General features: G+C 60.5%; 22 protein-coding genes. 10 read left to right on the top strand and 12 right to left on the bottom strand.

Annotation, left to right across the window (positions count from 1 at the left end):
• Positions 1-8: 8 nt before the first annotated feature.
• The 4 genes from KIP88_RS36675 to KIP88_RS36660 form a co-directional block, all read right to left on the bottom strand.
• Positions 9-1,007: an NAD-dependent 4,6-dehydratase LegB gene (locus KIP88_RS36675; RefSeq protein WP_214493031.1), complete on the bottom strand. Its 999-nt coding sequence runs from the start codon at positions 1,005-1,007 to the stop codon at positions 9-11.
• A gap of 230 nt (positions 1,008-1,237) precedes the next feature.
• Positions 1,238-2,338, bottom strand: a complete 1,101-nt coding sequence (locus KIP88_RS36670; protein WP_214493030.1) for a DegT/DnrJ/EryC1/StrS aminotransferase family protein — start codon at positions 2,336-2,338, stop codon at positions 1,238-1,240.
• A gap of 11 nt (positions 2,339-2,349) precedes the next feature.
• On the bottom strand, positions 2,350-2,817 hold the full coding sequence (locus KIP88_RS36665; RefSeq protein ID WP_308163719.1) for an acyltransferase: 468 nt from the start codon (positions 2,815-2,817) through the stop codon (positions 2,350-2,352).
• A complete protein-coding gene (locus KIP88_RS36660; RefSeq protein ID WP_214493029.1) occupies positions 2,814-3,875 on the bottom strand; it encodes a Gfo/Idh/MocA family protein in 1,062 nt (353 codons plus the stop codon). The genes KIP88_RS36665 and KIP88_RS36660 overlap by 4 nt, the downstream gene beginning before the upstream one ends.
• 298 nt (positions 3,876-4,173) lie before the next feature.
• On the opposite strand from KIP88_RS36660, the gene KIP88_RS36655 reads away from it, so the two are divergent.
• Genes KIP88_RS36655 through KIP88_RS36640 form a run of 4 tightly spaced genes read left to right on the top strand, consistent with a single transcriptional unit; the run spans position 4,174 to position 8,579 of the window.
• The gene (locus KIP88_RS36655; protein WP_249791295.1) at positions 4,174-5,469 is read left to right on the top strand and encodes a hypothetical protein; all 1,296 of its coding nucleotides are present in this window, start codon (positions 4,174-4,176) and stop codon (positions 5,467-5,469) included.
• Positions 5,470-5,481: 12 nt separating this feature from the next.
• Positions 5,482-6,591 carry a dTDP-glucose 4,6-dehydratase gene (gene rfbB, locus KIP88_RS36650; protein ID WP_214493028.1) on the top strand — a complete coding sequence of 370 codons (1,110 nt, stop codon included), beginning with the start codon at positions 5,482-5,484 and terminating at the stop codon, positions 6,589-6,591.
• A 6-nt stretch (positions 6,592-6,597) separates the two neighbouring features.
• The gene (locus tag KIP88_RS36645) at positions 6,598-7,791 is read left to right on the top strand and encodes a glycosyltransferase (RefSeq protein ID WP_214493027.1); all 1,194 of its coding nucleotides are present in this window, start codon (positions 6,598-6,600) and stop codon (positions 7,789-7,791) included.
• Positions 7,788-8,579: a class I SAM-dependent methyltransferase gene (locus tag KIP88_RS36640; RefSeq protein ID WP_214493026.1), complete on the top strand. Its 792-nt coding sequence runs from the start codon at positions 7,788-7,790 to the stop codon at positions 8,577-8,579. Before KIP88_RS36645 ends, KIP88_RS36640 begins: the two co-directional genes overlap by 4 nt.
• Positions 8,580-8,601: 22 nt before the next feature.
• Here the strand turns inward: KIP88_RS36640 and KIP88_RS36635 are convergent, their stop codons facing one another.
• The 4 genes from KIP88_RS36635 to KIP88_RS36620 are packed head-to-tail and all read right to left on the bottom strand — an operon-like array spanning position 8,602 to position 12,422.
• On the bottom strand, positions 8,602-9,300 hold the full coding sequence (locus KIP88_RS36635; protein WP_214493025.1) for an NDP-hexose 2,3-dehydratase family protein: 699 nt from the start codon (positions 9,298-9,300) through the stop codon (positions 8,602-8,604).
• On the bottom strand, positions 9,300-10,400 hold the full coding sequence (locus KIP88_RS36630) for a DegT/DnrJ/EryC1/StrS aminotransferase family protein (protein WP_214493024.1): 1,101 nt from the start codon (positions 10,398-10,400) through the stop codon (positions 9,300-9,302). Before KIP88_RS36630 ends, KIP88_RS36635 begins: the two co-directional genes overlap by 1 nt.
• Positions 10,401-10,406: 6 nt before the next feature.
• Positions 10,407-11,381 (bottom strand): Gfo/Idh/MocA family protein, encoded by a 975-nt coding sequence (locus tag KIP88_RS36625; protein ID WP_214493023.1) that lies wholly within the window; start codon positions 11,379-11,381, stop codon positions 10,407-10,409.
• Between the two features lie 30 nt (positions 11,382-11,411).
• A complete protein-coding gene (locus tag KIP88_RS36620) occupies positions 11,412-12,422 on the bottom strand; it encodes a hypothetical protein (RefSeq protein ID WP_214493022.1) in 1,011 nt (336 codons plus the stop codon).
• Between the two features lie 234 nt (positions 12,423-12,656).
• On the opposite strand from KIP88_RS36620, the gene rfbA reads away from it, so the two are divergent.
• Positions 12,657-13,535, top strand: coding sequence for a glucose-1-phosphate thymidylyltransferase RfbA (gene rfbA / locus KIP88_RS36615; protein ID WP_214493021.1), 879 nt, complete (start codon positions 12,657-12,659; stop codon positions 13,533-13,535).
• Here the strand turns inward: rfbA and KIP88_RS36610 are convergent.
• From KIP88_RS36610 to KIP88_RS46920, 3 genes are read right to left on the bottom strand one after another with little or no spacing between them, the layout of a single operon-like run.
• Complete coding sequence (locus tag KIP88_RS36610) at positions 13,532-15,052, bottom strand: lipopolysaccharide biosynthesis protein (protein WP_214493020.1); 1,521 nt, start codon at positions 15,050-15,052, stop codon at positions 13,532-13,534. The two genes, rfbA and KIP88_RS36610, sit on opposite strands and share 4 nt — an antisense overlap.
• Positions 15,053-15,108: 56 nt before the next feature.
• Positions 15,109-15,816 (bottom strand): class I SAM-dependent methyltransferase, encoded by a 708-nt coding sequence (locus KIP88_RS36605; protein ID WP_214493019.1) that lies wholly within the window; start codon positions 15,814-15,816, stop codon positions 15,109-15,111.
• Between the two features lie 15 nt (positions 15,817-15,831).
• A complete protein-coding gene (locus KIP88_RS46920; protein WP_249791294.1) occupies positions 15,832-16,182 on the bottom strand; it encodes a hypothetical protein in 351 nt (116 codons plus the stop codon).
• Between the two features lie 629 nt (positions 16,183-16,811).
• Between KIP88_RS46920 and KIP88_RS36595 the strand changes: the two genes are divergently transcribed.
• The gene (locus KIP88_RS36595) at positions 16,812-18,737 is read left to right on the top strand and encodes a sulfatase (protein WP_214493018.1); all 1,926 of its coding nucleotides are present in this window, start codon (positions 16,812-16,814) and stop codon (positions 18,735-18,737) included.
• Positions 18,738-19,039: 302 nt separating this feature from the next.
• Here KIP88_RS36595 and KIP88_RS46915 read toward each other — a convergent pair whose 3' ends face one another.
• Positions 19,040-21,922: a M10 family metallopeptidase gene (locus tag KIP88_RS46915; RefSeq protein ID WP_283848560.1), complete on the bottom strand. Its 2,883-nt coding sequence runs from the start codon at positions 21,920-21,922 to the stop codon at positions 19,040-19,042.
• Between the two features lie 137 nt (positions 21,923-22,059).
• On the opposite strand from KIP88_RS46915, the gene KIP88_RS36575 reads away from it, so the two are divergent.
• The 4 genes from KIP88_RS36575 to KIP88_RS36560 all read left to right on the top strand — a co-directional run bounded on the left by KIP88_RS36575 (position 22,060) and on the right by KIP88_RS36560 (position 25,132).
• Complete coding sequence (locus KIP88_RS36575; RefSeq protein WP_214493017.1) at positions 22,060-22,404, top strand: hypothetical protein; 345 nt, start codon at positions 22,060-22,062, stop codon at positions 22,402-22,404.
• Positions 22,405-22,517: 113 nt separating this feature from the next.
• The gene (locus tag KIP88_RS36570; RefSeq protein ID WP_214493016.1) at positions 22,518-23,711 is read left to right on the top strand and encodes a CaiB/BaiF CoA-transferase family protein; all 1,194 of its coding nucleotides are present in this window, start codon (positions 22,518-22,520) and stop codon (positions 23,709-23,711) included.
• Positions 23,712-23,980: 269 nt separating this feature from the next.
• Positions 23,981-24,457: a type II 3-dehydroquinate dehydratase gene (gene aroQ, locus KIP88_RS36565; RefSeq protein ID WP_249791293.1), complete on the top strand. Its 477-nt coding sequence runs from the start codon at positions 23,981-23,983 to the stop codon at positions 24,455-24,457.
• A gap of 15 nt (positions 24,458-24,472) precedes the next feature.
• Entirely contained in the window at positions 24,473-25,132 is a 660-nt protein-coding gene (locus tag KIP88_RS36560) for a hypothetical protein (RefSeq protein WP_214493015.1), read from the top strand.
• The last annotated feature ends 487 nt before the right edge of the window (positions 25,133-25,619 follow it).

The raw sequence follows: 25,619 nt of genomic DNA, 5'->3' as shown, positions 1-25,619 counted from the left end.
ATCTTGTTTCACAGCGTGTATGCATTGGCACGATAACGAGACAGGTTCTCCTGCTTGGTGAACCAGGCGATGGTCTGTTCGAGGCCCTTGCGCAGGCCGTCCACACCGGCAAAGCGCGGCGACCAGCCGAGAAGCTTCTGCGCCTTGGCATTGCTGGCCCACAGGCGGTCAACCTCGCTGCGCTCGGGACGGACGCGGACGTCGTCTTGCTCAATCTCGATTGTCACGTCCATCAGTTCGGCGATCATGCGCGCGGTATCGCCGATCGATATCTCGAACGCGCTGCCGATATTGATGACCTCACCGATGCCGGCCTTCGAGTCGAGCGCCGCCAGGAAGCCGCCGACGGTGTCAGCGACATAGTTGAAATCGCGCGTGGGATGGATGCTGCCGAGCTTGATCTTGCGCGCGCCTGCCGCGATCTGGGTAATGATGGTCGGGATCACCGCGCGCGCCGATTGCCGGGGACCATAGGTATTGAACGGGCGCACCACGGTCACCGGTGTCCCGAACGAACGCTCGAATGACAACGCGAGCTGATCCGCGCCGATCTTGGTCGCGGAATAGGGCGACTGGCCCTGCAGGCGATGGTCCTCGGTGATCGGAACGAATTGGGCCGTGCCATAGACCTCGCTGGTCGAGGTATGGACCAACTGCTCAACGCCGAGATCTCGCGCCGCCTGCAGCACATTGAGGGTGCCGCGGATGTTGGCTTCGACGTAGGTGTCCGGCGAATGATAGGAATAGGGAATCGCGATTAGCGCCGCGAGATGCAAGACTGCGTCGCATCCCTTCATCGCGGTGCGCACGCCATTTGGGTCGCACACGTTTCCTGCGAATATATCGAGTTCCTTTCGGATCTCGGGTGCCGAGGAATCAAGCCAGCCGTGCGAGCCCATGCTGTTGTAGTGCACGAACGCGCGAACCGCGAAATTGCGGCGGACCAGTTCCTCCGCGAGGTGGGATCCGATAAATCCGCCCGCGCCTGTTAGCAAAATTTTCCGCAACTTCTCGGTTCCCCTTCGCCAAGCCAAGCTACCCTGAAAAATAAGGTACCCGACCGGTATGGCCGCTTCTAAACAGTCCTTATGCGAGAGGCCAGCCGGAACGCACAGAAATTATGAGCACCATCTACCTTGCGTCGGTAAAGCCGCCCTCCCCGTAACGCATTGATTCCAATAATTATTACTCGGATTGCGGTGAGAATCGACAGCTACCATGATACCGGGACACCCACTTAGCGGAACGCGCGGATGAGATCGATGACACTTTGGAGTTGTTCGGCGGCGATCTCCGCAAACATCGGCAGCGACAGGATACGTCCCTGATCGGCGAACGCGTTCGGAAATTGCTCGGGACGTTGGTCAAACCGCCGATATGCGGCAAGGAACGGCAGCGCCGTCGGATAGTTGATCGCGGTCTGTACGCCGTTCGCATTCAGGTGCGCCGCCAGCGCGTCGCGGCGCGGATGCCTGATCGTGTAGGCGTGATAGACATGGCTTCGGCCGAGCGCGACCTCTGGCACCACCACGTCTTCGACCTGGTTCAGGCCGGCGTCGTAAACCTTGGCGGCATCCCGCCGCGCCTTTGTCCATCCGACGAGATGCGGCAGTTTGGCCGACAGGATCGCCGCCTGCATGCCGTCGAGCCGGCTGTTGATGCCCTCGATGTGATGCTGGTGCTTCACCAGCCCGCCGTGCCGCGCCAGCATGGTCATGTGTTCGGCCAGCACATCGTCATTGGTCACGACGGCGCCGGCATCGCCCATCGCACCAAGATTCTTGCCCGGATAGAACGAATAGGTCGCGGCCGCGCCGAAGGTGCCGACCTGCTGGCCTCTATAGCGGGCCAGATGCGCCTGCGCGCAATCCTCGATCACCCAGAGCTTATGCTTGCGCGCGATCGCCATGATCGCGTCCATGTCCGCCGGCTGGCCGTAGAGATGCACGGGAATGATCCCGACCGTGCGCGGCGTGATCGCGGCCTCGATCGCGGCCGGATCGATGGTGAACGTAGCGCCGTCGGTATCGCAGAACACCACGCTGGCGCCGGCATGCGTGATCATCGCGGACGTGCTGATCCAGGAATGCGCCGTGGTGATCACCTCGTCGCCCGGCTTGACCTTTAGCGCGGTCATCGCGAGATACAGCGCATCGGTGCCGTTGGCGCAGGAGACGCAGTGCTTGACGTCTACGGCGGCAGCAAACTCCCGCTCGAACGCGTCGACATAGGACCCGCGAATGAAAGCGTTGTCGCGGATCACGGAGGCAATCGCGCCATCGATCTCGCTCTTGATGGTCTGATACTGCAATTGCAGATCCGCAAAAGGCACCGGCATCGGTCGTCTTCCTACTTGTCTGTCAGCAGCCGGCGCGCCGGGTTGCCCGCATATGTCCCTGACGTCGTGATGTCTCTGGTCACGACAGAGCCTGCGCCGATGACAACGTCGTCGGCGATCCTGACCGGCATGATCGTCGCATTGGAGCCGATCGAGACGCGTTTGCCGATCACGGTCTCGCGCCACAATTCCCTGTTGCCACGAGCCGGGCCGCCGGTCGAAAACGTATCGTTGACGAACATCACCCCGTGGCCGACAAAACAATCTTCACCGATCGTGACCAGTTCGCAGATGAAGGCGTGCGACTGCACCCGCGTGCGGGCGCCGATCACGACGCCTTTCTGGATTTCGGTGAACGGCCCGACAAAGCAATCGTCGCCAATCTTACAGCCATAGAGATTGCACGGCTCCACGATCTTGACGCCTGTGCCGAACTCGACATCGCGCATGCCGGCCTGATGTATCTCGGGCCGGTTCACGGCACGACACCAAGCCGGCCCAGCCGCGGCGCGAAGCGAAGCGGCACCTCGGCGCCGGTCTCGATCGATTCGTAGAGCGCGGAAATCAGTTCCAGGCTCTTGCGCCCTTCGAGGCCGTCGACGAGCGCCGAGCGCTGGTTCACCAGGCAGTCGATCACATGCTGGTAGTAGGCCTGATGGCCGAAGCCGTAGACGTTCGGCGGATTGACGGAAAATTTCTCGACCACGTCCTTGTCGGACGGAAGTTCTTCGACAAAGCGCCAGTGCCGGATCTGGTTGACGGCGAAGCCGGCGATCTCGACGGTTCCCTTCTCGCCGAGAATCGAAAGTGAGCCTTCGAGGTCGGTTGGGCGCACGGCCGTCGTCGCCTCGATAATCCCGAGCGCGCCGTTGCGGAACTTCAGCGTTGCCACCGCCGTGTCCTCGGCTTCGATCTTTGCCAGCGCCGTGACGGCGCGGGCATGAACGCTGACGACGTCGCCGAAAAACCATTCCAGCATATCGACGTGATGGCTGGCCTGGTTCGAGAGCACGCCGCCGTCATATGCCCAGGTGCCACGCCAGGCGTCCTGGTCGTAATAAGCCTGGTCGCGGCACCAGCGGACGCGGACCGTGCCGAGAATCAGGCGGCCGAAGCGGCCGGCCTCCAGCGCCTCGCGCGCCTTCACCACAGGAACATTGAAACGGTTCTGCTTGACGACGAACAGCTTGACGCCGGCCTCGTCGCAGGCGCGAACCATGTCGTCGGCATCCTGCAGCCGCAGCGCCATCGGCTTCTCGACGACGACGTGCTTCCCGGCCCTCGCGCAGGCAATGACATGGGCGGGATGCATCCCGCTCGGCGTCAGCACCGCCACCGCGTCGATGTCCTGCCTGGCGAGGAACTCATCGATGTCATAGATCGCCGGGACGCCGAACTTCGACGCAATCGCTTCGGCGCGCTTGCGAACGGTGTCACAAACAGCAACGAGCCTGGCTCCATCGATATGATCGCCGCCCAATAACTCGGAATGACGCTTGGCAATGCGCCCACATCCGAGTAGGCCAAATCTGATCATTAACAGCCCCTATTCTGGCTAGCCGTCATTGAGCGAAGCTTCACAATGTCCAGCTCCAGGACCTTGAACGCGCAACCGCGACTGTCCTATATTAACAAAAGCAACATTAGATCAAGGCGCTTACCACCGGCGCTGGCTTCTTCGCCCCGGCCGGGGCGCCAGAAGGCAGCGAAGCTTCCGACTTTGGCGGCCGTCACGACGGATCAAGATTATCCTACTTCAGCCCGGCCGTTGTGCGCTCCTATCAAGTAGGCTACCCCCTCCCGATATTGACACAGTTTCGATGAATGCGAGAGCAATGGCCGATGCCCGCGAGCTAATTCGAGAACGTTTCGGATTGGCGCTTCTGCTTTATCTTCATATCGTGATTTGTTGTGTATCGCTCGTCTGCGTAGCGGCGATTTATCCTGAATTCTACATTTTCTTTCAGCCGGCCGGCCTGCTCGGTGGCGTCTCCGTCATTGCGGCGTTTTCCCTCCTCGCGGTTCTCTTCATTCTTGCGGAGTTTAGCTTTGGCTATTGCGTCGCCTTCTATTTCTACACCATGGTCGTCGGCTATCTCTGGCTGAACCACTTTTCCGAGTTCATCTATAATCATCGGCTGAGCGCGCTGTCGGCTGCAGCTTCGGCCTTGGCGTTCTTGCTGCCCGCGCTGTTCATGACGTCCCCGCTGCGCCAGATATGGACCCTATCGTCGAAGAATTTTGATCGTTTGCTCAATCTCCTGCTCCTAACCGGCGCCGTGACCGTCGCCATCGGCGCCAGCTACAACTTCAGATTGATCAGCCTCGACAGCATCTATTATTTTCGGGACAAGCTGACGTCGCCGACCATTCTGAACTACCTGACCGGCATAACGTCCGGTGCATTGCTGCCGTTCGCGTTCGCCTGCTTCGTGGAGCGCAAGGACGTCTGGCGCGCCGGTGCCGTGCTGTTGCTGCTCCTGTGCTTTTATCCGATCACCCTGAGCAAGCTCACCTTGTTTGCGCCGGCCTGGATGGTCGGCATGTTGGTGCTCTCGAAACTGTTCGAGCTCAGGGTTGCGGTCGTCATCTCGCTGCTGGGGCCGATGGCTTTGGGAATTTTCCTGTTTCTTCTGTACAAGAACGACCTGGCTCGGTACGAGGTCACTATATCCTATTTTGGTTTGGTCAATTTCAGGATGATTGCGATCCCATCGCTCGCGATGGACTACTACAACGAATTCTTCTTCCGGCACGATCTCACTCATTTTTGCCAGATCGGGTTCCTCAAATCCCTCGTGACGTGCCCGTACCAGGATCCGCTCTCCGTCGTGATCTACAATGCCTTCGGGACCGGAGGAAATTTCAACGCGTCGCTGTTTGCGACGGAGGGTATCGCCTCCGTCGGCCCAATGTTTGCTCCGATTGCGGTTTTCGCCGGCGGGCTTATCATAGGCTTGGGAAACCGCCTCTCCGCCGGTTTGCCACCACGTTTCATTCTGATCTCTAGCGCCGTTCTCGTCCAAGTTCTGCTCAATGTTCCGTTCACGACGGTCTTGCTTACCCACGGCGCTGCGTTCCTGTTTTTGCTCTGGTACATTGCGCCACGCGCACTTTCGGATGCCAGCTAACCGGGGTTTTCGATGCATAGCGTTCTGATCACGGGCGGCGCTGGCTTTATCGGCCAGAACCTGGTGCACGCGTGGCGAGCCGCGCGGCCGGGCGACCGCCTGACCGTGGTCGATGCCATGACCTATGCGGCCAATGTCCGCAGCCTGGAGCCGCTGATTGCCGATCGCAGTATCCAGTTCGTGAAGGGCGACATCGGCGATGCGGCGCTGATGCAGCGCCTGTTCGACGAACGCAAATTTTCCCGCGTGGCGCATCTCGCTGCCGAGTCGCATGTCGACCGCTCGATCAGCGATCCCGAAGCTTTTCTGCAGACCAACGTGCTCGGCACGTTCACGCTTCTGAAGGCGGCGCTCGATTGCTGGCGCGCGGCGGCGATGCTCGATGAGGCGCGATTTCTCCACGTCTCGACCGACGAAGTCTATGGCTCGCTCGGCGCGGCCGACCCCGCCTTCACGGAATCCTCCTCCTATCGTCCGAATTCGCCTTACGCGGCGAGCAAGGCGGGAAGCGATCACCTGGTCCGCGCCTTTGTCGCGACCTACGGCATGCCGGCGCTGATCACTAACTGCTCCAACAATTACGGCCCCTACCAGCACCCGGAAAAGCTCATTCCGCTGATGATCATCCATGCGCTGGAAGGCAAGCCGCTGCCGGTCTATGGCGACGGCTCCAATGTCCGCGACTGGCTGCACGTTTCCGATCACTGCGACGCCTTGATGAACGTGATCGAGCGCGGCCGCACCGGCGAAACCTACAATGTCGGCGGCGGCAACGAACGCAACAATCGCGACGTGGTGAGCTTGATCTGCGATACGATCGATGCCGCCTTCGCAGCCGACGCGCGCCTCGCCTCGCGCTTTCCGTCCTGTCCCGCTGCGGCCGGCTCCTGCCGCACGCTCATTACCTACGTGACGGACCGCCCCGGCCACGATCACCGTTATGCGATCGACGCCAGCAAGCTCGCGACCGAACTCGGCAGCCGCTGCAGTGTCGGTTTCGAGAGCGGACTGAAGCAGACCGTGCAATGGTATCTCGACCACGAGCCATGGTGGCGTGACGTCACCAGCGGTGCCTACAAGGCGTGGATCGACAAGAATTACGGCTTCCGGCGCGCGGTCTAGCCATTCATGCGCATCCTCGTGCTCAATGCGGACTACCCGCGCTTCCTGAACTGGCTATATCGCCGCCAGCCAGGGCTCGGAAGCGCTGGTTACGCGGCCCAGATGGCGGCGCGAAACGCCAGCCTGTTCGGCGTCGCCGATTTCTATTCGCGGAACTTTGCCGCACTCGGCCATTCGGCGGCAGAGATACACGTCAACAATGCCTGGCTACAGACGGCATGGGCGCGCGAGCACGGGATGGCCGTCGAAGCGGCTGAAACCGCCACCCCGAGCGGAAGCACCTCGCTTCCAGCCTGGCTGCAGCGCGCCGTGACGCCGCTGAAGCCGATGCTGCGGCCGTTGGCCCGCAAGGTTGGCCTCAGTCCCAGCCTCGACGCGCAGGCCGAGGCAATCCTGCTGGCCCAGATCGAGGATTTCAAACCTGACGTGGTGCTCAACCAGGACACGTTTCACGTCGACCCGCAGCTGATGCGGCGGATCAAGGCGATCGGCAACCCGATCCTGATCGGACAGATCGGGATCGCGCCGTCGCGCGGCGTGGACTGGTCCGTCTACGACCTGATGATGTCGCAGCTGTCGGCGACGGTGGATTTCTTTCGGCGTCTCGGCGTGCGGGCGGAAGTCAATCACCTGGCGTTCGAGCGCGGCATTCTCGAAGCGCTGCCGCCGGCGCCCGCCATCGACATCGAGGTTTCCTTTGTCGGCACGGTGTCGCCGGATCACCGGCAGCGGATTGCGCTGCTCGAGGCCGTTGCCGAACGTTACGATCTCAAGCTGTTCGGCAACCCGCCGCAGACGCTGCCAGCCTCCTCGCCGCTGCACCGCTGCTTTCAAGGCGAAGTGTGGGGCGCCGACATGTATCAAGCGCTGCGGCGCTCTAAGATCACGCTCAACTCCCACATCGACATGGCCGGACGGGAAGCCGGAAACATGCGGCTGTTCGAGGCCACCGGCGTCGGCGCCTTCCTGCTGACCGACTTCAAGGACAATCTGCACACGCTGTTCGAGCCGGATGGTGACGTCGCGACATGGCGCTCGGTCGACGATTGTCTGGCGGTCATCAGCCGTATGATCGGCGACGCCAATGGTCGCGCTGCGATCGCGCGCGCGGGCCAGGCGAGAACCATGGCGCAGCATACCTACCGCCATCGCGCCGCCGAGATCCTGGGCTTCGTTGAAACCCTGCGGAAGCCGCGATGAAACTACCCCGCATCGTCAGGCAGATCGGCAAGCACGTGGTCAAGGCGACGCCGATCCTGCGCCGACATATTCTGACCTCGACCGATTACAAGGTGCTTGGCGGCGTAGAGGATGCCCGCGATGCAGCCGCATCATCGAGCGGCTGGCTTGCGGCGCGCACCGTGGCTCGCCAGGAACGCGCCTACCGTGGACTGATTGCCGACATGAAAAATGGCGAGCCGCGGCTCGATTTCGCGGTCGCGGCGGAGGCCGTCGCTGCGACCGGTATCGCCGATGCCCGCGTGCTCGAAGTCGGCTGCGGCAGCGGCTATTATTCGGAAGTTTTCGCCGATCTCGTCCCCGGCGGCGTACGCTATACCGGCATCGATTATTCGGAAGCGATGATCGCGCGCGCGCGTTCCCGTTATCCGTCGACCGCATTCGAGGTCGCGGACGCGACTCGGCTGGCGTACCCGGACGATGCATTCGACATCGTCTTCAACGGCGTATCGCTGATGCACATCATCGATTATCAGGCGGCGATCCGCGAAGCCGCGCGCGTGGCCGGGCGGTACTGCGTGCTCCACACCGTGCCGGTATTCGACGATCACCAGACCACATATCTGAAGAAGTTCGCCTATGGAGCGCCCGTCGTCGAGATTATCTTCGGCAAGAGCGAATTGATGTCGCTTTGCCGGGACGCAGGACTTCGGCTGCTACGCGAATGGCCGTGCATCCCCTATGACGTATCCGAGGTGACGGGCCATCGCTCGACGACCGAAACCTACCTGTTTTCGAAGGCGCGCTGACCGGGAGCGAGCATCCGCTGAATCATAGCGGCGCGATAATCGTCCTGACGAAGGGGCTGAGCACATTGTCGATCAGGGCAAGCTCCTTGATCTGGCCAAGACTCGCCCAGCAAAACATCGCCATGTCGGACGTGATCACGCTCTCATCGTCGACAAATACGATGATGTTCTCGTTCGACTTGCGCCAGAACCGGCCACCCTCTTCATTGTGCTCTGCCCGGTAGATGATACGAACGCCGGACTTGGCGGTGAGCACCTCCAGCATCGGTGACAGCTTTCCACCATGCGCGCGCCTGATATTGGACCACGTGCTTTGAACCGAGGGAGAGAGCTGGAGCACGCCGACGTTGCCCGGCTCGGCCTTGGCGTACAACAGAAACTGGACGCCGCTATCCGGCGTCTCGCGGGCGACCAGTCCGAGGATACCGCCTTCAGGCTGGGTATAGATCGGCTGGTCCCAAGAGGCGACCTCGCGCAGGTCGCCGCTTTCGACGCGCACGCCCTCGACTCCGAAAAACTGCCCGGTCTTGTGCCGGACATTGCCTTGCGCGTCGCGCGACCAGCCGCGAACCTCGTCGAGTCCGATCAACTCGGCCTTGAAGCGGATCGCCCGGCAGCGCTCGTCCCGCCACGCCAGGATCGGCGCGGGATCCGCCGGCTCGATCGCTTTGGAAGCCGCGAGCCGCCCGCGAAACCAGTCGAGATGCGCGCGCTCGGCCATCAAATCACGTCCCTGAGCACTTCGATCACGGTATCGACTTCCTCGTCCTTCAGGTGCGGATACATCGGCAGCGAGAAAATGCGCTGCGCCTTGCGCTCCGCCACCGGAAACTGCCCCTCGCGATAGCCGAGATCGGCGCTACCCCGCATGGTGTGGATCGGCCAACGATAGGACACATTGCAGTTGATGTCGCACTTCGCCAGCCGCTCCAGCACCCCATCGCGATCCGTCGGGTGTTCTACCACATAAACATAATAGGAATGGCGGCTATGGACGTTCTCGCGCGGCAGCACGAGGCCGCTTCCGGCGAGACCCTGCTTGTAGCGCGCGGCGATCTCCCGCCGCCGCTCGATCCAGCCATCGATGCGCGGCAGTTTCAGCGACAGGATCGCAGCCTGCACCTCGTCGAGACGCGAATTGTAACCGTGGCGCTCGGAATAGTACTGCGTTTCCATGCCATAGAAACGAAGGCTGCGCGCAAGCCGGATCGCCGCCTCGTCGTTGCTCAACACCATGCCGCCGTCGCCATAGGCGCCCAGCACCTTGGTCGGGTAGAACGAGAACGCCGAGGCGTGACCGACGCTGCCGGACTGATGATTCTTGTAGAGCGCGCCCTGCGACTGCGCGCAGTCTTCCATCACCTTCAGCCCGTGCCGTTCGGCAATCGCCATCAGCGGATCGAGATCCACGCACTGACCGTACAGGTGCACCGGCACGATCGCCTTGGTGCGCGGCGTGATCGCCGCCTCGACCTGCCCGACATCCATCAGGAAATCATCTTCGCGCACGTCGACGAAGACCGGCCTGGCGCCGAGTGTGCGGATCGCCGAAACCGTCGGCACGGCCGTATTGGGCACGGTAATGACCTCATCGCCGGCCTTGACCCCCAGGGACGCCAGCGCGATGTAGATCGCGTCAGTTCCGCTGTTCACGCCGACGCCGCCCGCGACGCCCAGATAGGCGGCCATCTCGCGCTCGAATTTGACGCCTTCCTGTCCAAGCACCAGCCGTCCCGAGCGAAACACCCGATCGACGATAGCGAGTATCTCGTCGCGGAGTTCGTCGTATTCCCGCAGATAATCCCACACGTTGATTGGCATTGTCTCTCACACGCGCTGATGCGACGGATTCTGGGATGCGAGCGCCGTCGCGATCATGTCCCGGCACCGGGCATCGCTCAGGAGATCGCGGTGGTAGCTCTCGTGATCGCCGCCGCCAATCGCTGACGTCACCGCCGCAAGGAAGCGTGCAAACGTATCGGCTGGCTCGAACGTCACGACATCATCGACATTGCGCACGCGCCGGCGCCATTCCATCTGATGATCGGCGGGTGGGGTGAAGACGCGCTCTACTAACACAGACCCCGAACGGCCCACAACGAGCAAGCGATTCTGATACTCGCCCTCGAAGCTGAACTGGCCGGAAAAGGCGCCGCCATTGCCGAGCCGGGCCAGGACCGAAAAGCCCATGTCGACGCCGGTTTCCGGATGCCGGCCGCCGGCAAGGGCCGAGATTTCCGACGCCGCCGCCCCTCCGCCGAGGATTCGCATCGTGGCGGCGGCGTAAGGTCCCATGTCGAGCAGACAGCCTCCGCCCAGTTCGGCGTGGTTGCGGAAATTGCCGATCGGCAGCGGTGGAATGATGAATTGCACGGCGGCCTGCGTCAACGGGCCGTGTTCGGCGACGAAGGCAGCAAGCGCCTCGAACTGCGGATGATAACCGAACACTGTCGCCTCCGCGACGAGCCGATTGACGCGCCGCGCCGCTTCCACCGCACGCTCGCTGTCCGCCAAGGTCATCATCGCCGGCTTGTCGACCACGACATGCTTGCCGGTGGCCAGCGCGGCCATGACCCAGCGCTCATGCAGCGCATTGGGCAGCGAAAGATAGACGAGGTCGGAATTGCTGCCGCGCAAGGCGGCCTCATAGTCGTCGAAAAAGAGTCCCTGCTTCGGCCAGCCGTCCGGCTTGGGGCGGCTCTTGCTTGCGATCGAAATCTCCTCGATATCCCTGACTTTCGCCGCGGCCGGCATCACCCGTCGTTCGACGATCGAGGAATAGCCAAGGATCAGCAGTCGCATTCGCACAATCTCTCAAGGCAGCGGATCGGGCTATCGAACGGCAATGGCCCGGCCGGTGATGATATCGAGGCCGCGGTAGGCTATCGTTCGCATCTTGCGCAACGCATTGGACAGGCGGTCGATGGGACTGGCTGTGACGGGCTTTCGGATCGTCTCGCTCTGCTGCCCCTGCAAGTGAGGCGCCGACGACCGTTCGGCCTCGGCGAGTGCCGCCACGTATGGCTTGTACAGTTCTTCTCTCATCAGGCTGGAAAATGGCGCGTGATAGAACCGGTGGCTATTGAAATAATAGCCACCGCTGCGTTTGACCCCGTAAAAATGAAAGAACAGCAGCGGATGCCGTCGCTCAATCTCGACCCTGCCGTTGTTCCATTCCAGGCGGCAATCGGCAAGATTCCAGGGCGCGAGATTGGCGCCGAGATGCGATATCACGTGAACGCCACTGAACATTTCGGGCATTCGATCGAGGTAGCGTTGGTCGGCGAAACGGTCGCCCTCGACCCTGTCGTAGCACCATTCGATGCAGCGCTCGCGCCACCAGCGCAGCGCCGTGATGCCGTCGTCGCGCCTGCGCACGCTCACCCAGCCGACATTGTAGAGCCCGAACCTGCGCTGGTCCTCCAATCCACGGGAGAAACGATGCGGAATGATGCCGAATGCCGCGTACTTCATTTCCTCATAGATCGGATCGGGCGAAGCAAAGAAGAACAGGTCGCTGTCCAGATAGGTGGTCCACTCCGCATCCGGGTTGCTTTCCAGCACGAAGAGAATCCAGGCCGGCGAACATGTGAAATAATATTCGATCTGGCTGCGGGATGACCGGGTCGCGGCGACGTCGGCATTGGCGGCTTCGAAGTCTGCCATCCGCACCGCCAGCAGATTTGGAAGATCAAGCGCCAGCAGCGCCCGATGGCAGGCCTCGCTCAGGCAAAGCACCCAAAGCCGGGCGCCGGGCGCGTGCCGCTGCAACGAATGATAGAGCGCCAGCCCGCGCGGCAGGTAGTTATGATCGAAATAGGTGCAATAAACGCGGTCGGCCATGATCCCCGTCGCAGTCCAGATCGCTGATTGCGCTGGTGTGTCACCGACATTGCGTTGCCAACCGCCGCGATGGCGCCATTCCTATCCCACCCGCGGAGAGCGCGCAACGCGGTCATTTCGGGCGTAAACCATTGAAATATTTCCGCTATGGACGGCAGGGAAGGCCCTTTGTAGGCCGCTTGGCGCATGCTAACGAGGCTACCATCTCCCCGCCAACCGCGAAGAGTTCGGCGCATGAATCGCAAGGGTATCATTCTGGCAGGTGGCCGCGGCACGCGGCTTTACCCACTGACGCTTGCGACCTCAAAGCAACTATTGCCGGTCTACGACAAGCCGCTGATCTATTATTCGCTCACCACGCTGATGATGGCGGGCTTGCGCGAGATCCTGATCATCACCACGCCGGAGGAGATCGACCAGTTCAGGCGCCTGCTCGGTGACGGACGGCAATGGGGCATCGAGCTTTCCTTTGCCATCCAGGATCATCCCGGCGGCATCGCGGAAGCCTTCCTGATCGGGCAGGATTTCCTGGCCGGCGGATCCTGCGCGCTGATCCTCGGCGACAACATCTTCTACGGCGACAATCTGCGGGCGCTGTTGCGCAGCTCCGCACAGCAGAGCCGTGGCGCGACGGTGTTCGCGTGCTGGGTCGACGATCCCGAGCGCTATGGCGTCATCGAATTCGACCCGTCGCATCGCCCGCTGCGGATCGTCGAGAAGCCGAAAGCGCCGAAATCCAACTACGCCGTGACGGGGCTTTACTTCTACGACGAACGCGTCGTCGACGTCGTGCGCGAGATGAAGCCTTCGCCGCGCGGGGAACTTGAGATCACCGACGTCAACCAGTGGTACCTGGAACACGGCGACCTTCACGTCGAACGTTTCGGCCGCGGCTACGCCTGGCTCGACGCCGGCACGCATGAATCGCTGCTCGAAGCATCGCAGTTCATCCACATCGTGGAAAAGCGCCAGGGACTGAAGATCGCCTGCCCCGAGGAAATCGCGTTCAGCCAGGGCTTCATCGACGCCGAACAATTGCTGCGCCTTGCCGAGCCGATGAAAAACACCGGCTACGGGCAATATCTTATCCGACAGGCCACGATTCCGCGCTAATGCGGGATCGCCGCAGTCAATCGCGCGCGCACCCTCTCGATCGCGAGCGGACTTGCTGCAACTGCGACGACAACCAGCCATAGCCCGCATTCAACGAAGAACCGCAACGGTTCCGCCAGCGGGATGGCCAGCCGGATCGCCGTTCCCAGCGCCCAGCCGGCGAGCGTCACCGTGACCATCACCGCGGCCAGGAACAACAAATGCCGCAGCGGATGCTGCAGCGTTTGCCCGATGATGATCCGTCCCAGCACTCCGAACTGGATCAGGAGCTCGCTCGCGACGACGGCAACGGCCGCTCCAAGCAGGCCGATCGAGGGAATCAGGATCGCCGACAGAACGAGGAACAGGACGAGTTGCAGCGCCTTGGCACGCAGCAACAATTGTCCCCGATCGCTGTAATTCGCGTAGCCCAGCGCGAGGATCGAGGGAGCCACCGCAGCCGTACCGATCAGCAACACAAAGGTGAGCGCGCGGTCGCAAGGGATGGCGTTGTGCGTCCAAAGCGCGAAAAAATCCGGCCAGAACGGCAACAGGCCCGAAACCACAACGCTCGCCAGCAGCGCCACCAGCACGGAGCCGCGCGCGTACAGGCTCCGCAGCCGTTCCCGGTGGCCGACGGCATAATCGTGACCGAGCTCGGCGGCCAGGGGAAGGGTCGTCTGGACGCAAAGCACCCGTATCAGCCCGGCAACGACACGGGTCAGGCCCCATTGCGCTACCGCGACCCTGTCGGACACGAACGCGCTGACCAGCAGTACAGGCAGATTGAGCAATGCCAGATCGGCGGCGCTTGCGACCGCGAATGGAGCCGCCTTGCGAAACTGGCCGGCGATCCAGCCCGACGAACGCGTTCCACGCATGCCGCGGAGAAACGGAAACAGCCGAGGGGCATCGAACATCAGTAGATAGGCCGCCGTCAGCATCTGCGTCGCGACAAAAACGATGGCAACCCAAAACAGGCTTTGAGTGAGCGTGACGGCGGCGAACTGGCCGAGCAAAGCTCCGAGCATTCCCAGATTCGCGAACTTGACCGCCCGCCCGTAGAGGCCCCGCGCGCGGTAAAGCGCCGTCACAATATTGACGGGGAGACTGAGGAGCGCGCCAACGACCATCGCGCCGAAGGCCAGGTCAAATTGCGCGATCCCGCCAAAGCCCAGCATCGCGGAAGGCGGAAGCACATGAATCAGGATCAGCGTGACGACAGCGAGCGTCCCCCCGAGTCCAAGATAGATCCGCCGCAGTTCGGCATAGAATTGTCCGGTACGACGATCGCTGTCGACGCTGGACTTGAACGCGAGAAAACGATTGATCGCGCGAACTTGCAGGCCGGCATCAACGACCAGAACGAGATTCCCGGCAGCGTAGATCGCCAGCCACGCGGCGAGCACGTCGTTCGACCAGTAGTGCAGGAAAATGGGAACGAGCGCGACCTGCTGCGCGATTCCCAACGCCATCTGCAGGAGATTTGCCGACCAGCCCTCCGAGAGACGGCGCGCGCGGCTTGGAGAACCGGTCATCGACGGTCTCTCCGGGGCAATGTGCTCGAACAGCGTGCGGTCAAGATAGCAACAACCTAACCATACATCTCGACCGCATGCTGGGACGCCACGAAATACAGGTTGTGCCGCGTCGGATAGATCGTATCCCACACGCGCACGAACTTGAAATGCGGTGTGAAGAAGCGCCGCAAATCTTCCTTGTCCTTGAATTCATACTCGTGAAGCGCGTTGCTCTTCCTGCCGGTCTTGTCTTCGGTCAGCGTATAACCGCTGAGGATGCCGTCGGCGCCGAGACGCTCGACAATCGCGCCCATGATGCTATCGATCTCTTTCTCGGTGAAATGTTCGATCGCCGCATCCCAGACGATGTTGTCGAACGGCCCCTCCGGCAGGCCGGCGCGAACGTCCTGCTTGACGAAGGTGATGTTCGGTGCGGAATTGTATCGCCTGGCATGGGGGATCGCGTCCTCGTCGAAGTCGAGAGCGATGATCGACTTCGCCCTGGTCGAATAGAAGTGCCGGGCGTTGAAGCCGTCACCGCAGCAGATCTCGAGCATTCTGGAATTCTCCTTGAGGACGAGCCGCGAAAACACGCCGCGCTCCACCCACAGACTGTTGTTCGTTGCACCCCACTGCCAGTACTGATCGAGAAAATGATCGAACCATTCCGGCCTCGGCTTGATACCCCATTGCAGGGCAAATTGCGCAAAGTGGGTCCAGCCGACCAGCAGGCGCATGAACCAGTTGATACCCTTCAGGACGGATACCAGAAACCGCTTCAAGGGAGCCCCCTATCTTCATGAAGACCTTTGCAGAAAGGACGTCGAGAGGCGCTTTAGGCTGTCACTAACGTAGGCGATATCCATCATCAAGCCTAGCCGACGCCAGGACGCAGCCGTTTTCTCCGACGCCGGAAGCCGCGTGTTGTAGATTTCGCCGTTGTACACGATCACAGGACGGCCGTCGGCGGACACCATCGGCTGATAGCCGCCCTCCCCGGGATCGATGATTTCAAGCCTGCGGTGACCAAACGCCAGGTCCCGGTTCTCACTGAACCAGATTCCCTTGCCGAACGGTCCGCGATGCGCGACGAGGTTCGTCAGTCGCGAGATTTCCGCGCGTTCGACCGCGTTGCCGCGGAGGTTCATGACGCCTGCAATTCCGCACATTTCCTACGGCCCCCTTACAGGAAGGAGGCGGCTGGCGATCAATCAGCTTCTAGCCACCACTAATTACTTGACTTGCTCGTCCAGTGGAGAGCCAGAACGTACTTGAGGCGCGTGGCTCAGCCGCCCGAGACCAAGGAACATGCCATGCAGCTCACTTCCCGACTTGGCCGAATTGCCGGTGATTGTTTAAGTTGCGCCTTACTTGTCTACAGGAGCGATGCACGCCTTGCAAGCGATTGAAATAACAAGAGTATTATGAGAATATCTGTTTGCTCGCCTAAGTTAACATCATCCCGGCCGCACGAAGAACCGTGCGATCCTTGAAATCTCGATCTTCTCGTCAACGCTACCCGGACTTTTGGAACGGTCAGCGCAGTCGCCACCACCAACCCAGGCCTATGATTTCGTTCCTGCTTACGAGGAACCCATAGAGTTCCCTGACCCGGTGAAGCAAGCGCTTCCGGTGACAAACGCCCGATTCTGAGCGCATATACGCGCGATGGTTGCGTTGACACTTGCATCGGAATTGCATCGACTGATCTTTCGGTGGCGAATTCTGCTCCTTTGCTCAGAGCGCAATCTTTCAATCTTTTAAGTCAGGAACGGTTATGCACTCGTTATTTCGCGCTTCTCCGACAACGACCGCGATGAATTGGCCGTCGGTTATTGCTCGCGGGTTCGTCATTTCTGCAATCCTTACGTTGCTCTATTGCCGAAGGATCGTCTGGACGTCGTTCGCGAGCGTCGAAGGTGGGCCGATTGCGAAACTAATTTCGCTCGTAGCCTATTGTTGGCAGGATTTAGTAGTCCTGGCGCTGTTGGTCGGCTGGGCGCTGATCTTTGAAGCGAAACGCTCGCACTGGCTCTGGTCGATCATCACCGTGTTGATCTGCCTGTTCGTCATGACCGCGACAGTCTTCAACGTGTACGCAATGCACATTGTTGGCAGTCCTTTGGATGCCTCCTGGCTGGGTGAGGTCAACTTGCGCGATGCGGGCACTGCGTGGCCCATGATCACGGCCTATATCTCGCCGGGCATGAAGCAACTGAGCGTGATCAGTTTTGTTGTAATGCCCTTTGTCGGGCTGGCTATTGCGAAGTTTGCAGTTACCCGATTGACGGGCGCACTTCTGTTGTTGGTCCTGGGATCGATGATAGCGTTCGGATTGCAGTTCGTAATTGGTGCAGCAGCTTTCCCAGTAGAGAAACGCTTGGCGTTTAAAAATCCTGTCTTCGGAGAGTTGCGCGATCTGGTCTGGCCTCCGAGAACCCTGGCATTGCTCAACGGCGAAGCTAGCGCGGCAGTGGCAACCGGTGAGTTATCTTACGCCATGCAGCCAGTCCGGCCTTCAACTTTCAACTGTTGTGCCGGACAAAACATCGTCTTGATCACGATTGATTCAGTGCCTCAGAAGACGCTCGAAAAAGCCTTATCGCCTGCCACGCGCTCCAATTTTCCTAACTTGTCCGAGTTGTTCGATCATGGGATTGCGTTTCGCAATTTCTACGCAAACTTTCCGATGTCCGCTCAGGCGATGGGGACGATGGTAACGAGCATACACCCGAGCTTTTCGCCCGTTCTGACGACGATGGAAGAAGTCTATGACAAGGATATTGCCATCTTGCCATCGGTACTCTCAAGCCACGGATACAAGAGTGCTCACTTTATGGGTGGCCAGCTTAAATATGCTGGCGCCGCCGATCTGCTAAAGAACAGAGGCCTGGATACAATTGAGGACAGCGATTCCCTGAAATGCGGTGATGATGACGCTGCGGCGATGGCAATTTATGCACACCTTGGGGATGATTGCACTGCAGCGGCAGTCTCTCGTTGGATCGATGATCGCGGCAAAGAGAAGTTCTTCCTTTGGGTGTGGTTCACAAATCCGCATTCCCCGTATTTCGTCCGTGCTCGGGCAAGGATCGGTGGGACTCTGGGATCTTTTGAGCAACACATGGCCGCTCTCGCGGAGACAGACGCAGCCATTGGCGTTCTGCGAAACAAACTGAAGTCAAAGGGTCTGCTGGATCAAACCGTTTTCGTCATCGTAGGCGATCATGGCGAAGCCTTTGGTGAGCACGGTCAGCTTAATCATGGCACGTCCGTGTTTGAAGAGCAGGTTCATGTGCCATTGCTCTTCTCGGGCGGCAATGTCGTTGCCAGTCATCGAGAGATGGATGCAATCGGCAGCATGGTTGATCTTGCGCCGAGCATCCTCGACGTTGCAGGCATTTCGGCTCCTGCTGGCTGGCAAGGCCGCAGCATGTTCGCAAAGGACCGCGCAAATGAGGCGTTTTTTGCAAGTCGTCGCAGCGGCAGAATGGTTGGGCTGCGCGTTGGTGACATCAAATATGTTCTGTCGAGTCTGGAAGAAGGCGTTGTCGCTTACGATCTGTCGAAAGACCCTGGTGAACAGGCGCCGCTCCGTCTGGACGCCGATACCGAGAAGGACATTTCGGGCAAAATCTCAGCCTATGTGGCTTATCGAAAGGCGATGAAATGGCCTCCGAGAAAATCTGCTTCAGGTCCGTAGGCAGGTGGGTTTGGGTTCTACAAGGCGCCTACTGGCGATCGAAACTGAAGGGGTTGATGACTATCGGTTAGCGCAAATGATCCTTAAATCTAGCAATCTCGGAGCATCACAGGAGACGTGTCGCAAAAACCTGGATCCCTGAAGAACGCGAAGTTCCCATTGATTAACTTCAAATGTGTACCGAGTGTTGCGAAGTGAACCGCGGCCGCGGGACCGCTGCCATCGGCGTCGTATGATAGCGCGCCAGTATCGACATAGATAACCCGATCGTTCGCGTCGATGCGGGGGCCAAGCAGAAGCGGTCAGACAAGAACATGAAACTCGGTCCAGCCACTCCAGGCGACGCCGTCAAAAGCACGCACCCACAGATCGTCCGAGCCGGAGCCGCTCTGGAAGCTGGTGCTGGACAATTGCGCTGACGTCACATCGATGTTCTGGTTGGTGCCCTGCGCAACCCCGCCAACCACAAAATGCCCGCTTGAGGGATCGCTGGTCGAATCCCAGAATTGATATTTTGTGATGGCATCGCCGTCGGCATCGCTCACGCTGAATAGGCTGGTAACGGCGATGTTTTGATTATGCATCGCCGCGAAGTTAGCAGCCGCTGCGACTGGCACCTGATTGATCGGTGCATTGACGTAGAACTCCTTCCAGGTGCTCCAGGTGGTGCCGTCAAAAGCACGTACCCACAGATCGTCCGAGCCGGAGCCGCTCTGGAAGCTGGTGGCGGACAATTGCGCTGACGTCACATCGATGTTCTGGTTGGTACCCTGCGCAACCCCGCCAACCACAAAATGCCCGCTCGCGGGATCGCTGGTCGAATCCCAGAATTGATATTTTGTGATGGCATCGCCGTCGGCGTCGGACACGCTGAACAGGCTGGTCACGGCGATGTTTTGATTATGCGTCGCCGTGAAGTTAGCAGCCGCTGCGACTGGCACCTGATTGATCGGTGCATTGACGTAGAACTCCTTCCAGGTGCTCCAGCTGGTGCCATCAAAAGCACGTACCCACAGATCGTCCGAACCGGAGCCGCTCTGGAAGCTGGTGGCGGACAATTGCGCTGACGTCACATCGACGTTCTGGTTGGTACCCTGCGCAACCCCGCCAACCACAAAATGCCCGCTCGCGGGATCGCTGGTCGAATCCCAGAATTGATATCTTGTGATGGCATCGCCGTCGGCGTCGGACACGCTGAACAGGCTGGTCACGGCGATGTTTTGATTATGCATCGCCGTGAAGTTAGCAGCCGCTGCGACTGGCACCTGATTGATCGGTGCATTGACGTAGAACTCCTTCCAGGTGCTCCAGGCGACGCCGTCAAAAGCACGTACCCACAGATCGTCCGAGCCGGAGCCGCTCTGGAAGCTGGTGCTGGACAATTGCGCTGACGTCACATCGATGTTCTGGTTGGTGCCCTGCGCAACGCCACCGACCACAAAATGCCCGCTTGAGGGATCGCTGGTCGAATCCCAGAATTGATATTTTGTGATGGCATCGCCGTCGGCATCGCTCACGCTGAACAGGCTGGTAACGGCGATGTTTTGATTATGCGTCGCCGTGAAGTTAGCAGCCGCTACGACTGGCACCTGATTGATCGGTGCATTGACGTAGAACTCCTTCCAGGTGCTCCAGCTGGTGCCGTCAAAAGCACGTACCCACAGATCGTCCGAGCCGGAGCCGCTCTGGAAGCTGGTGGCGGACAATTGCGCTGACGTCACATCGATGTTCTGGTTGGTACCCTGCGCAACCCCACCAACCACAAAGTGCCCGCTCGAGGGATCGCTGGTCGAATCCCAGAATTGATATTTTGTGATGGCATCGCCGTCGGCATCGCTCACGCTGAACAGGCTGGTAACGGCGATATTCTGGTTGCGGGTCGCCGTGAAGTTGGCAGCAGCCACAACAGGCGGCTGGTAGAGGACTATCGAACTCGCAAACGTCCCGTCTGAAAACTGAAAGTTCTCCACGCTGGTAAGAGTATCTGCGCCATCGACTTGACCGGAGGAACGCTGGTCGATTACCGTGAACGTCTGTGTGGCTGAATTATATGTAACCACATAGTTGCTGCGGGCACCTGAGAATACCGCAACGTCAGTGCCGGAACCGCCCACGATGGTATCGTTGCCCGCTCCGCCGATCAGCGTATCGTTGCCGCCGCCGCCATTCAACGCATTGGCGATCGCATTGCCGGTGATGGCGTCATTTGCCGAACCACCAAGGGCATTGTCGATATAGGATCGCGCATCGCCGTTGAACAAATAGGCGTTGTAGATATTCCCGGCCGCATAGTGGCCATTTCCGAGATAGGCGAGCTGCGTGCTCGACGTGATCGAGGATGCGCCGGGATTGAGATTGATCGTTACGGCCGTCGAGTAGTTCGACAGGTCATAGGTATCGACGCCGTTACCGTCCCAGATCGTCTCGAATACGCGGTTCGCCGAGCCGCCGACACCATTGCCCGGCGCGAGCTGGGCAACGCCATTGATGAACGTCTGCCCGGTCGTCGGGCTCCAGGAGTAGACGGTGTTCCCGCTACGGGTCGAGTAGTTCGCGCCGTAAAGCGTTTGCAGGGCCAGGATATCGTTGGCCATGTAGGTCTGCGCGAAACCGTAGGCTTCGGATGTGTATCCCGTGAGCGGCGCACCGGCATAGCTGCGATAGCTCATGACGGTATATTCGGAATTGTCGTGCGCCGCCGGCACCGCGACATTGGCGACACCACCGGTTTCCTGGCTGTGCTTGAGGCCCAGAGCGTGGCCGAGCTCATGCAGCGCTGTAGCGAAATAGTAATTTCCTAGCGCAGCAAGGGAGTAATTGTATGCGGTTCCGAACCAGATATCGCCACCGGCCGGCACATTATAGGGGTAATAGGCGTAGGACGTCGGATTGGCGACAGGCGACTGGGCGATCGCGATATCCGCTCCGTTGGTTCCTGCGTACTGAAAGCTGGCGTTGGTGTAGCCGGCGATCAGCGAAAAGGCGTAATGGATGGCTTGCTGCATCGCAGCCGGCGCCGACGAAAAACCTAAGCTGGTCGGCTCGCCTCTGCTAGAATAGCTGGCAGAGTAATCGGTCGCGGAATCTGGAAAGCTATAGGAGATCGTGCCGGACCATTTCGAGCCCCACAGCAGACCATCAATTTCCGGGTTGTTGGTTGGGGTAACCCCTACAGCCGTTGCCAAGTGTATCTCCGGGATATCCTGCTTTACCTGATTCGCGTGGGCCGCTTCATTTCCAGGCGATTCAGGTTTCGATTGAGTTACAATGCGATGCTAAAACGGTTTGGGTGGGTTGCCCAGAGGACATCGTGGGTACAACAATGCGAAGAGTGTTCCGCATCAACCGTGCGCCAAGAGCGTTTACTGTTTCTTTAGCGTTTACGATCTCTTTACTGACCGTGGCAGTCTTGCTGCCGGATTCGGGTCGGTTGCTTCAGAAAGGTCATTTATCCATGGCCAAAGCCATCGCTTCGGATGCAAAGCCTGACAAGGCTACCGCAAAAACCATGCCGCCCGCACGCGATCCAAAGCGGGCGGTGGAGGAAGAATATCAAATCGCGCGGCGACTGAATACGGTTCAGTCGCTGGAGCTCTTCATCGCAAGGCACCCCGACGACCCTCTCGCTGCGAGAGCGCGAGCCGATTTGCGGTCGCTATCGCGCTAACCACGACCATGCCATGCATCCCGGCGCGGGCACCATCCGCGATGATGGCATGACAAGCCCATGTATTTCGCCGATAATTTGACCTCGACCAATTGTTGGCTGGAGATTTCTTGATGCCCTCCCCGCGAGCCTCGCAGGCCCTGTCCCGTTTCACCGTGCTCGATCTGACCCGCGTTCGCTCCGGGCCCACCTGTGTACGGCAGCTGGCGGATTGGGGCGCCAACGTCATCAAGATCGACGCACTGCTGGAAGACGGCGGCGGCGAGCAGCCGGGTGGCCCGCGCCAGGGCTCGGATTTCCAGAATTTGCACCGCAACAAAAGGGCCATGACGCTGAACCTGAAGGATGCCAAGGGCCTGGAAGTGTTCAAGCGCCTGGCGGAACAGGCCGATGTCGTGGTCGAAAACTTTCGTCCCGACGTGAAGGCAAAACTCGGCATCGACTATGAGAGCCTGCGCAAGGTCAACCCGCGCATCGTCTATGGCAGCATCTCCGGCTTCGGCCAGGACGGCCCCTACCACAAGCGGCCGGGCTTCGATCAGATCGCGCAGGGCATGGGCGGGCTGATGTCGGTCACCGGCGCGCCGGGCCAGGGCCCGATGCGGGTCGGCATCCCCGTCGCCGACCTCACCGCCGGGCTGTTCTGCGCCACGGGCATCCTTACCGCGCTGCTGGAGCGGGACGTTTCCGGCGAGGGCCAGTGGGTGCAGACCTCGCTGCTGCAGGCGCAAATCTTCATGCTGGATTTCCAGGCCTCACGCTGGCTGATGGAAAAGGAAGTCGCCAAACAGGCCGGCAACAACCATCCGACCTCGATTCCGACCGGCGTGTTCAAGACCTCCGACGGCTACATCAATATCGCCACCACAGGCGGACGGATCTGGGAACGCTGCGCGCAGGCGATCGGCGCGCCGGAACTCGTCACCGATCCCGATTATGCCACCGCGCCCGCGCGCTCGAAGAACCGCGACGCGCTGAACGAAGCGATCGGCAGGCTCACCGAGAAGAAGTCGACCGACACCTGGGTCAAGGAATTGAACGAGGCCGGCGTGCCCTGCGGCCCGATCTATTCGATCGACCAGATGTTCGACGACGCCCAGGTCAAGCACCTCGGCATCGCCCAGCACGTGCCAAACGACGAGAACCGCCACATCCAGCTCGTCGGCCAGCCGGTGACGCTGTCACGCACGCCAAGCAGCATGGCTGCGCGGCCGCCGGAGTTCGGCGAACAGACCGAGGAAGTGCTGGCGGAATTTGGATTTGGCAAGGACGAGATCGCCGAGCTGCGCCAGCGCAAGGTGGTGTGATCTGCCCTCGCGTCATTGCGAGATTCGTAGGGCGGATTAGCGTCAGCGTAATCCGCCATTCACGGCAAGAGGTCGGCGGATTACGCTTCGCTAATCCGCCCTACGATCGCTCCTACTTCACCGCCGCCGTTGCGAGCGCTTGCTCCACGCAATTGTCACAGCGTGCAACGTCGCGGTCGCGGTTTCGGCATCGCACTTCAGCGTTCACCGGCTGACATGTAGCCGCGATCGGCTACACTGCCCTTTCTTCATCCCGTGAAAGGCATTCCATGCGCATCATGATCCTCAATGGCCCGAACCTGAACATGCTCGGCATCCGCGAGCCGCACATCTACGGATCGACCACGCTCGACGCCATCAAGGCCTCCTGCGAGGAGTTCGCCGCTTTCGCCGGCGCGGAGCTGGCGTTCCACCAGTCGAACCACGAGGGCGAGCTGGTCGATCTGATCCAGTCCGCGCGCACCTCGGCGGACGCCCTGATCATCAATCCCGCCGCCTACTCCTTCACCTCGATAGCGATATTCGACGCCATGAAGATCTTTGAAGGCCCGATCTACGAGGTGCACATCTCCAACATTCACGCCCGCGACGAGTTGCACCGGCACTCCAAGCTTTCGGCCGCCGTGAAAGGCGTGATCGCGGGCCTCGGCCCCTACGGGTACATCGTCGCCATGCAGGCCGCGCTGCAGGCCGCCGGCCAGTTGCCGGCGTCGCTGCCGGCGGCCGTGCGCGTCGGCCCGAAATGACGGATGGAGCCTGACATGCAGGGAGCTGGTTATCTCGCGATCTGGAGCGATCTCGCGCCGCAGGACGAAACCGACTGGGCGCACTGGATCACGCGCGAACACGCCGCCGAGCGCGTCGGCGTCAACGGCTTCCTGGCGTGCCGCATCTTCCGTGCGCTGGGCGTGTCGGTGAACCGCTACTTCATCCTCTACGAACTCGAGGACGAGCGCGTCGTCGGTGGTCCGGATTATCTGGCGCGGCTGAACGCGCCGACGCCATGGTCGCAACGCATCATGCCCCGGCTCGGCAATTTCGCTCGCGGCGGCGGCCGCATCGCCGCTTCAGCCGGCACCGGCCAGGGCGGCATCGTCGCTCCCCTGCGCCTCGACGCCGCGCCATCGTGGGACGCAGCCGCGCTCGTCGCGGAATTAGCCGGCCTCGACCGCATCATCGCCGCGCGGGTCCTGCTCACTGATATCACGCAGACGTCGATCAAGACCCGCGAGAAAGGCATGCGAGCCAATGACGGCTCGTTCGCTGCGCTGTTGCTGATCGAAGGACTGGATGAAGCCGCGGTGCGCGACGCGCTCCACCATGCGCGCAAAACGCTTCCTGCCGAGCATCACGACATCATCGACAGTCTGCCGCTCTACCGGCTCGCGTTCAGCCTGCCGAAACGACTCCTGCCGGGCTGACAGCGGCTTCTTGAGGACCGTAGGGTGGGCAAAGGAGCGTAGCGACGTGCCCACCATCTATCACCGATCGCACTTCGAAATGGTGGGCACGCTCCGCTTTGCCCACCCTACGGACTTCGCTCTACCCATCCTACATTTCTGACGAACGTCGAATGCGCCGGATAGGCCCAGGAATCCGCTGCGCCAAAGATCGAATTTCGCAAGCAATCTCAAGCTGATTTGGGGTGTCCAGACCGGCCGCGAGAAAGATTTCGCTTTCGCCGTCGGGCAAATCAGTGCTTTGAATCCGCCCGTCTCACGGTAGATGAGGGGCGTTGGCCATCGTCACGAACGTGCGGTGAGATGCGATGGACGCAAATGGCGCGATAGACGTACGCGCCTGATGCGTACGGCGAAGTCGTGTGGTTCTGACGCCGCGGTGCTGGCGTTAAGTTGTGCGGGGTTCATTCTCACGCAGCGACGGTGGCAAGAAAGCCGTTCACCGGGG

Origin of the sequence: Bradyrhizobium sp. SRL28, from assembly GCF_018596315.1 — a bacterium.
Lineage (GTDB): Bacteria > Pseudomonadota > Alphaproteobacteria > Rhizobiales > Xanthobacteraceae > Bradyrhizobium.
The sequence above is the reverse complement of the archived record's forward strand: the minus strand, read 5'-3'. Positions and strand labels throughout refer to the sequence as shown.

Excerpts from the sequence above, each read along its gene's own strand:
- KIP88_RS36620 (WP_214493022.1), bottom strand. The coding sequence starts at position 12,422 with ATGGCCGACCGCGTTTATTGCACCTATTTCGATCATAACTACCTGCCG.
- rfbA (WP_214493021.1), top strand. The coding sequence starts at position 12,657 with ATGAATCGCAAGGGTATCATTCTGGCAGGTGGCCGCGGCACGCGGCTT.
- KIP88_RS36625 (WP_214493023.1), bottom strand. The coding sequence starts at position 11,381 with ATGCGACTGCTGATCCTTGGCTATTCCTCGATCGTCGAACGACGGGTG.
- KIP88_RS36655 (WP_249791295.1), top strand. The coding sequence starts at position 4,174 with ATGGCCGATGCCCGCGAGCTAATTCGAGAACGTTTCGGATTGGCGCTT.
- aroQ (WP_249791293.1), top strand. The coding sequence starts at position 23,981 with ATGCGCATCATGATCCTCAATGGCCCGAACCTGAACATGCTCGGCATC.
- KIP88_RS36630 (WP_214493024.1), bottom strand. The coding sequence starts at position 10,400 with ATGCCAATCAACGTGTGGGATTATCTGCGGGAATACGACGAACTCCGC.
- KIP88_RS46920 (WP_249791294.1), bottom strand. The coding sequence starts at position 16,182 with ATGAACCTCCGCGGCAACGCGGTCGAACGCGCGGAAATCTCGCGACTG.
- KIP88_RS36660 (WP_214493029.1), bottom strand. The coding sequence starts at position 3,875 with ATGATCAGATTTGGCCTACTCGGATGTGGGCGCATTGCCAAGCGTCAT.
- rfbB (WP_214493028.1), top strand. The coding sequence starts at position 5,482 with ATGCATAGCGTTCTGATCACGGGCGGCGCTGGCTTTATCGGCCAGAAC.
- KIP88_RS36570 (WP_214493016.1), top strand. The coding sequence starts at position 22,518 with ATGCCCTCCCCGCGAGCCTCGCAGGCCCTGTCCCGTTTCACCGTGCTC.
- KIP88_RS36645 (WP_214493027.1), top strand. The coding sequence starts at position 6,598 with ATGCGCATCCTCGTGCTCAATGCGGACTACCCGCGCTTCCTGAACTGG.
- KIP88_RS36610 (WP_214493020.1), bottom strand. The coding sequence starts at position 15,052 with ATGACCGGTTCTCCAAGCCGCGCGCGCCGTCTCTCGGAGGGCTGGTCG.
- KIP88_RS36575 (WP_214493017.1), top strand. The coding sequence starts at position 22,060 with ATGCGAAGAGTGTTCCGCATCAACCGTGCGCCAAGAGCGTTTACTGTT.
- KIP88_RS36560 (WP_214493015.1), top strand. The coding sequence starts at position 24,473 with ATGCAGGGAGCTGGTTATCTCGCGATCTGGAGCGATCTCGCGCCGCAG.
- KIP88_RS36595 (WP_214493018.1), top strand. The coding sequence starts at position 16,812 with ATGCACTCGTTATTTCGCGCTTCTCCGACAACGACCGCGATGAATTGG.
- KIP88_RS36640 (WP_214493026.1), top strand. The coding sequence starts at position 7,788 with ATGAAACTACCCCGCATCGTCAGGCAGATCGGCAAGCACGTGGTCAAG.
- KIP88_RS36670 (WP_214493030.1), bottom strand. The coding sequence starts at position 2,338 with ATGCCGGTGCCTTTTGCGGATCTGCAATTGCAGTATCAGACCATCAAG.
- KIP88_RS36635 (WP_214493025.1), bottom strand. The coding sequence starts at position 9,300 with ATGGCCGAGCGCGCGCATCTCGACTGGTTTCGCGGGCGGCTCGCGGCT.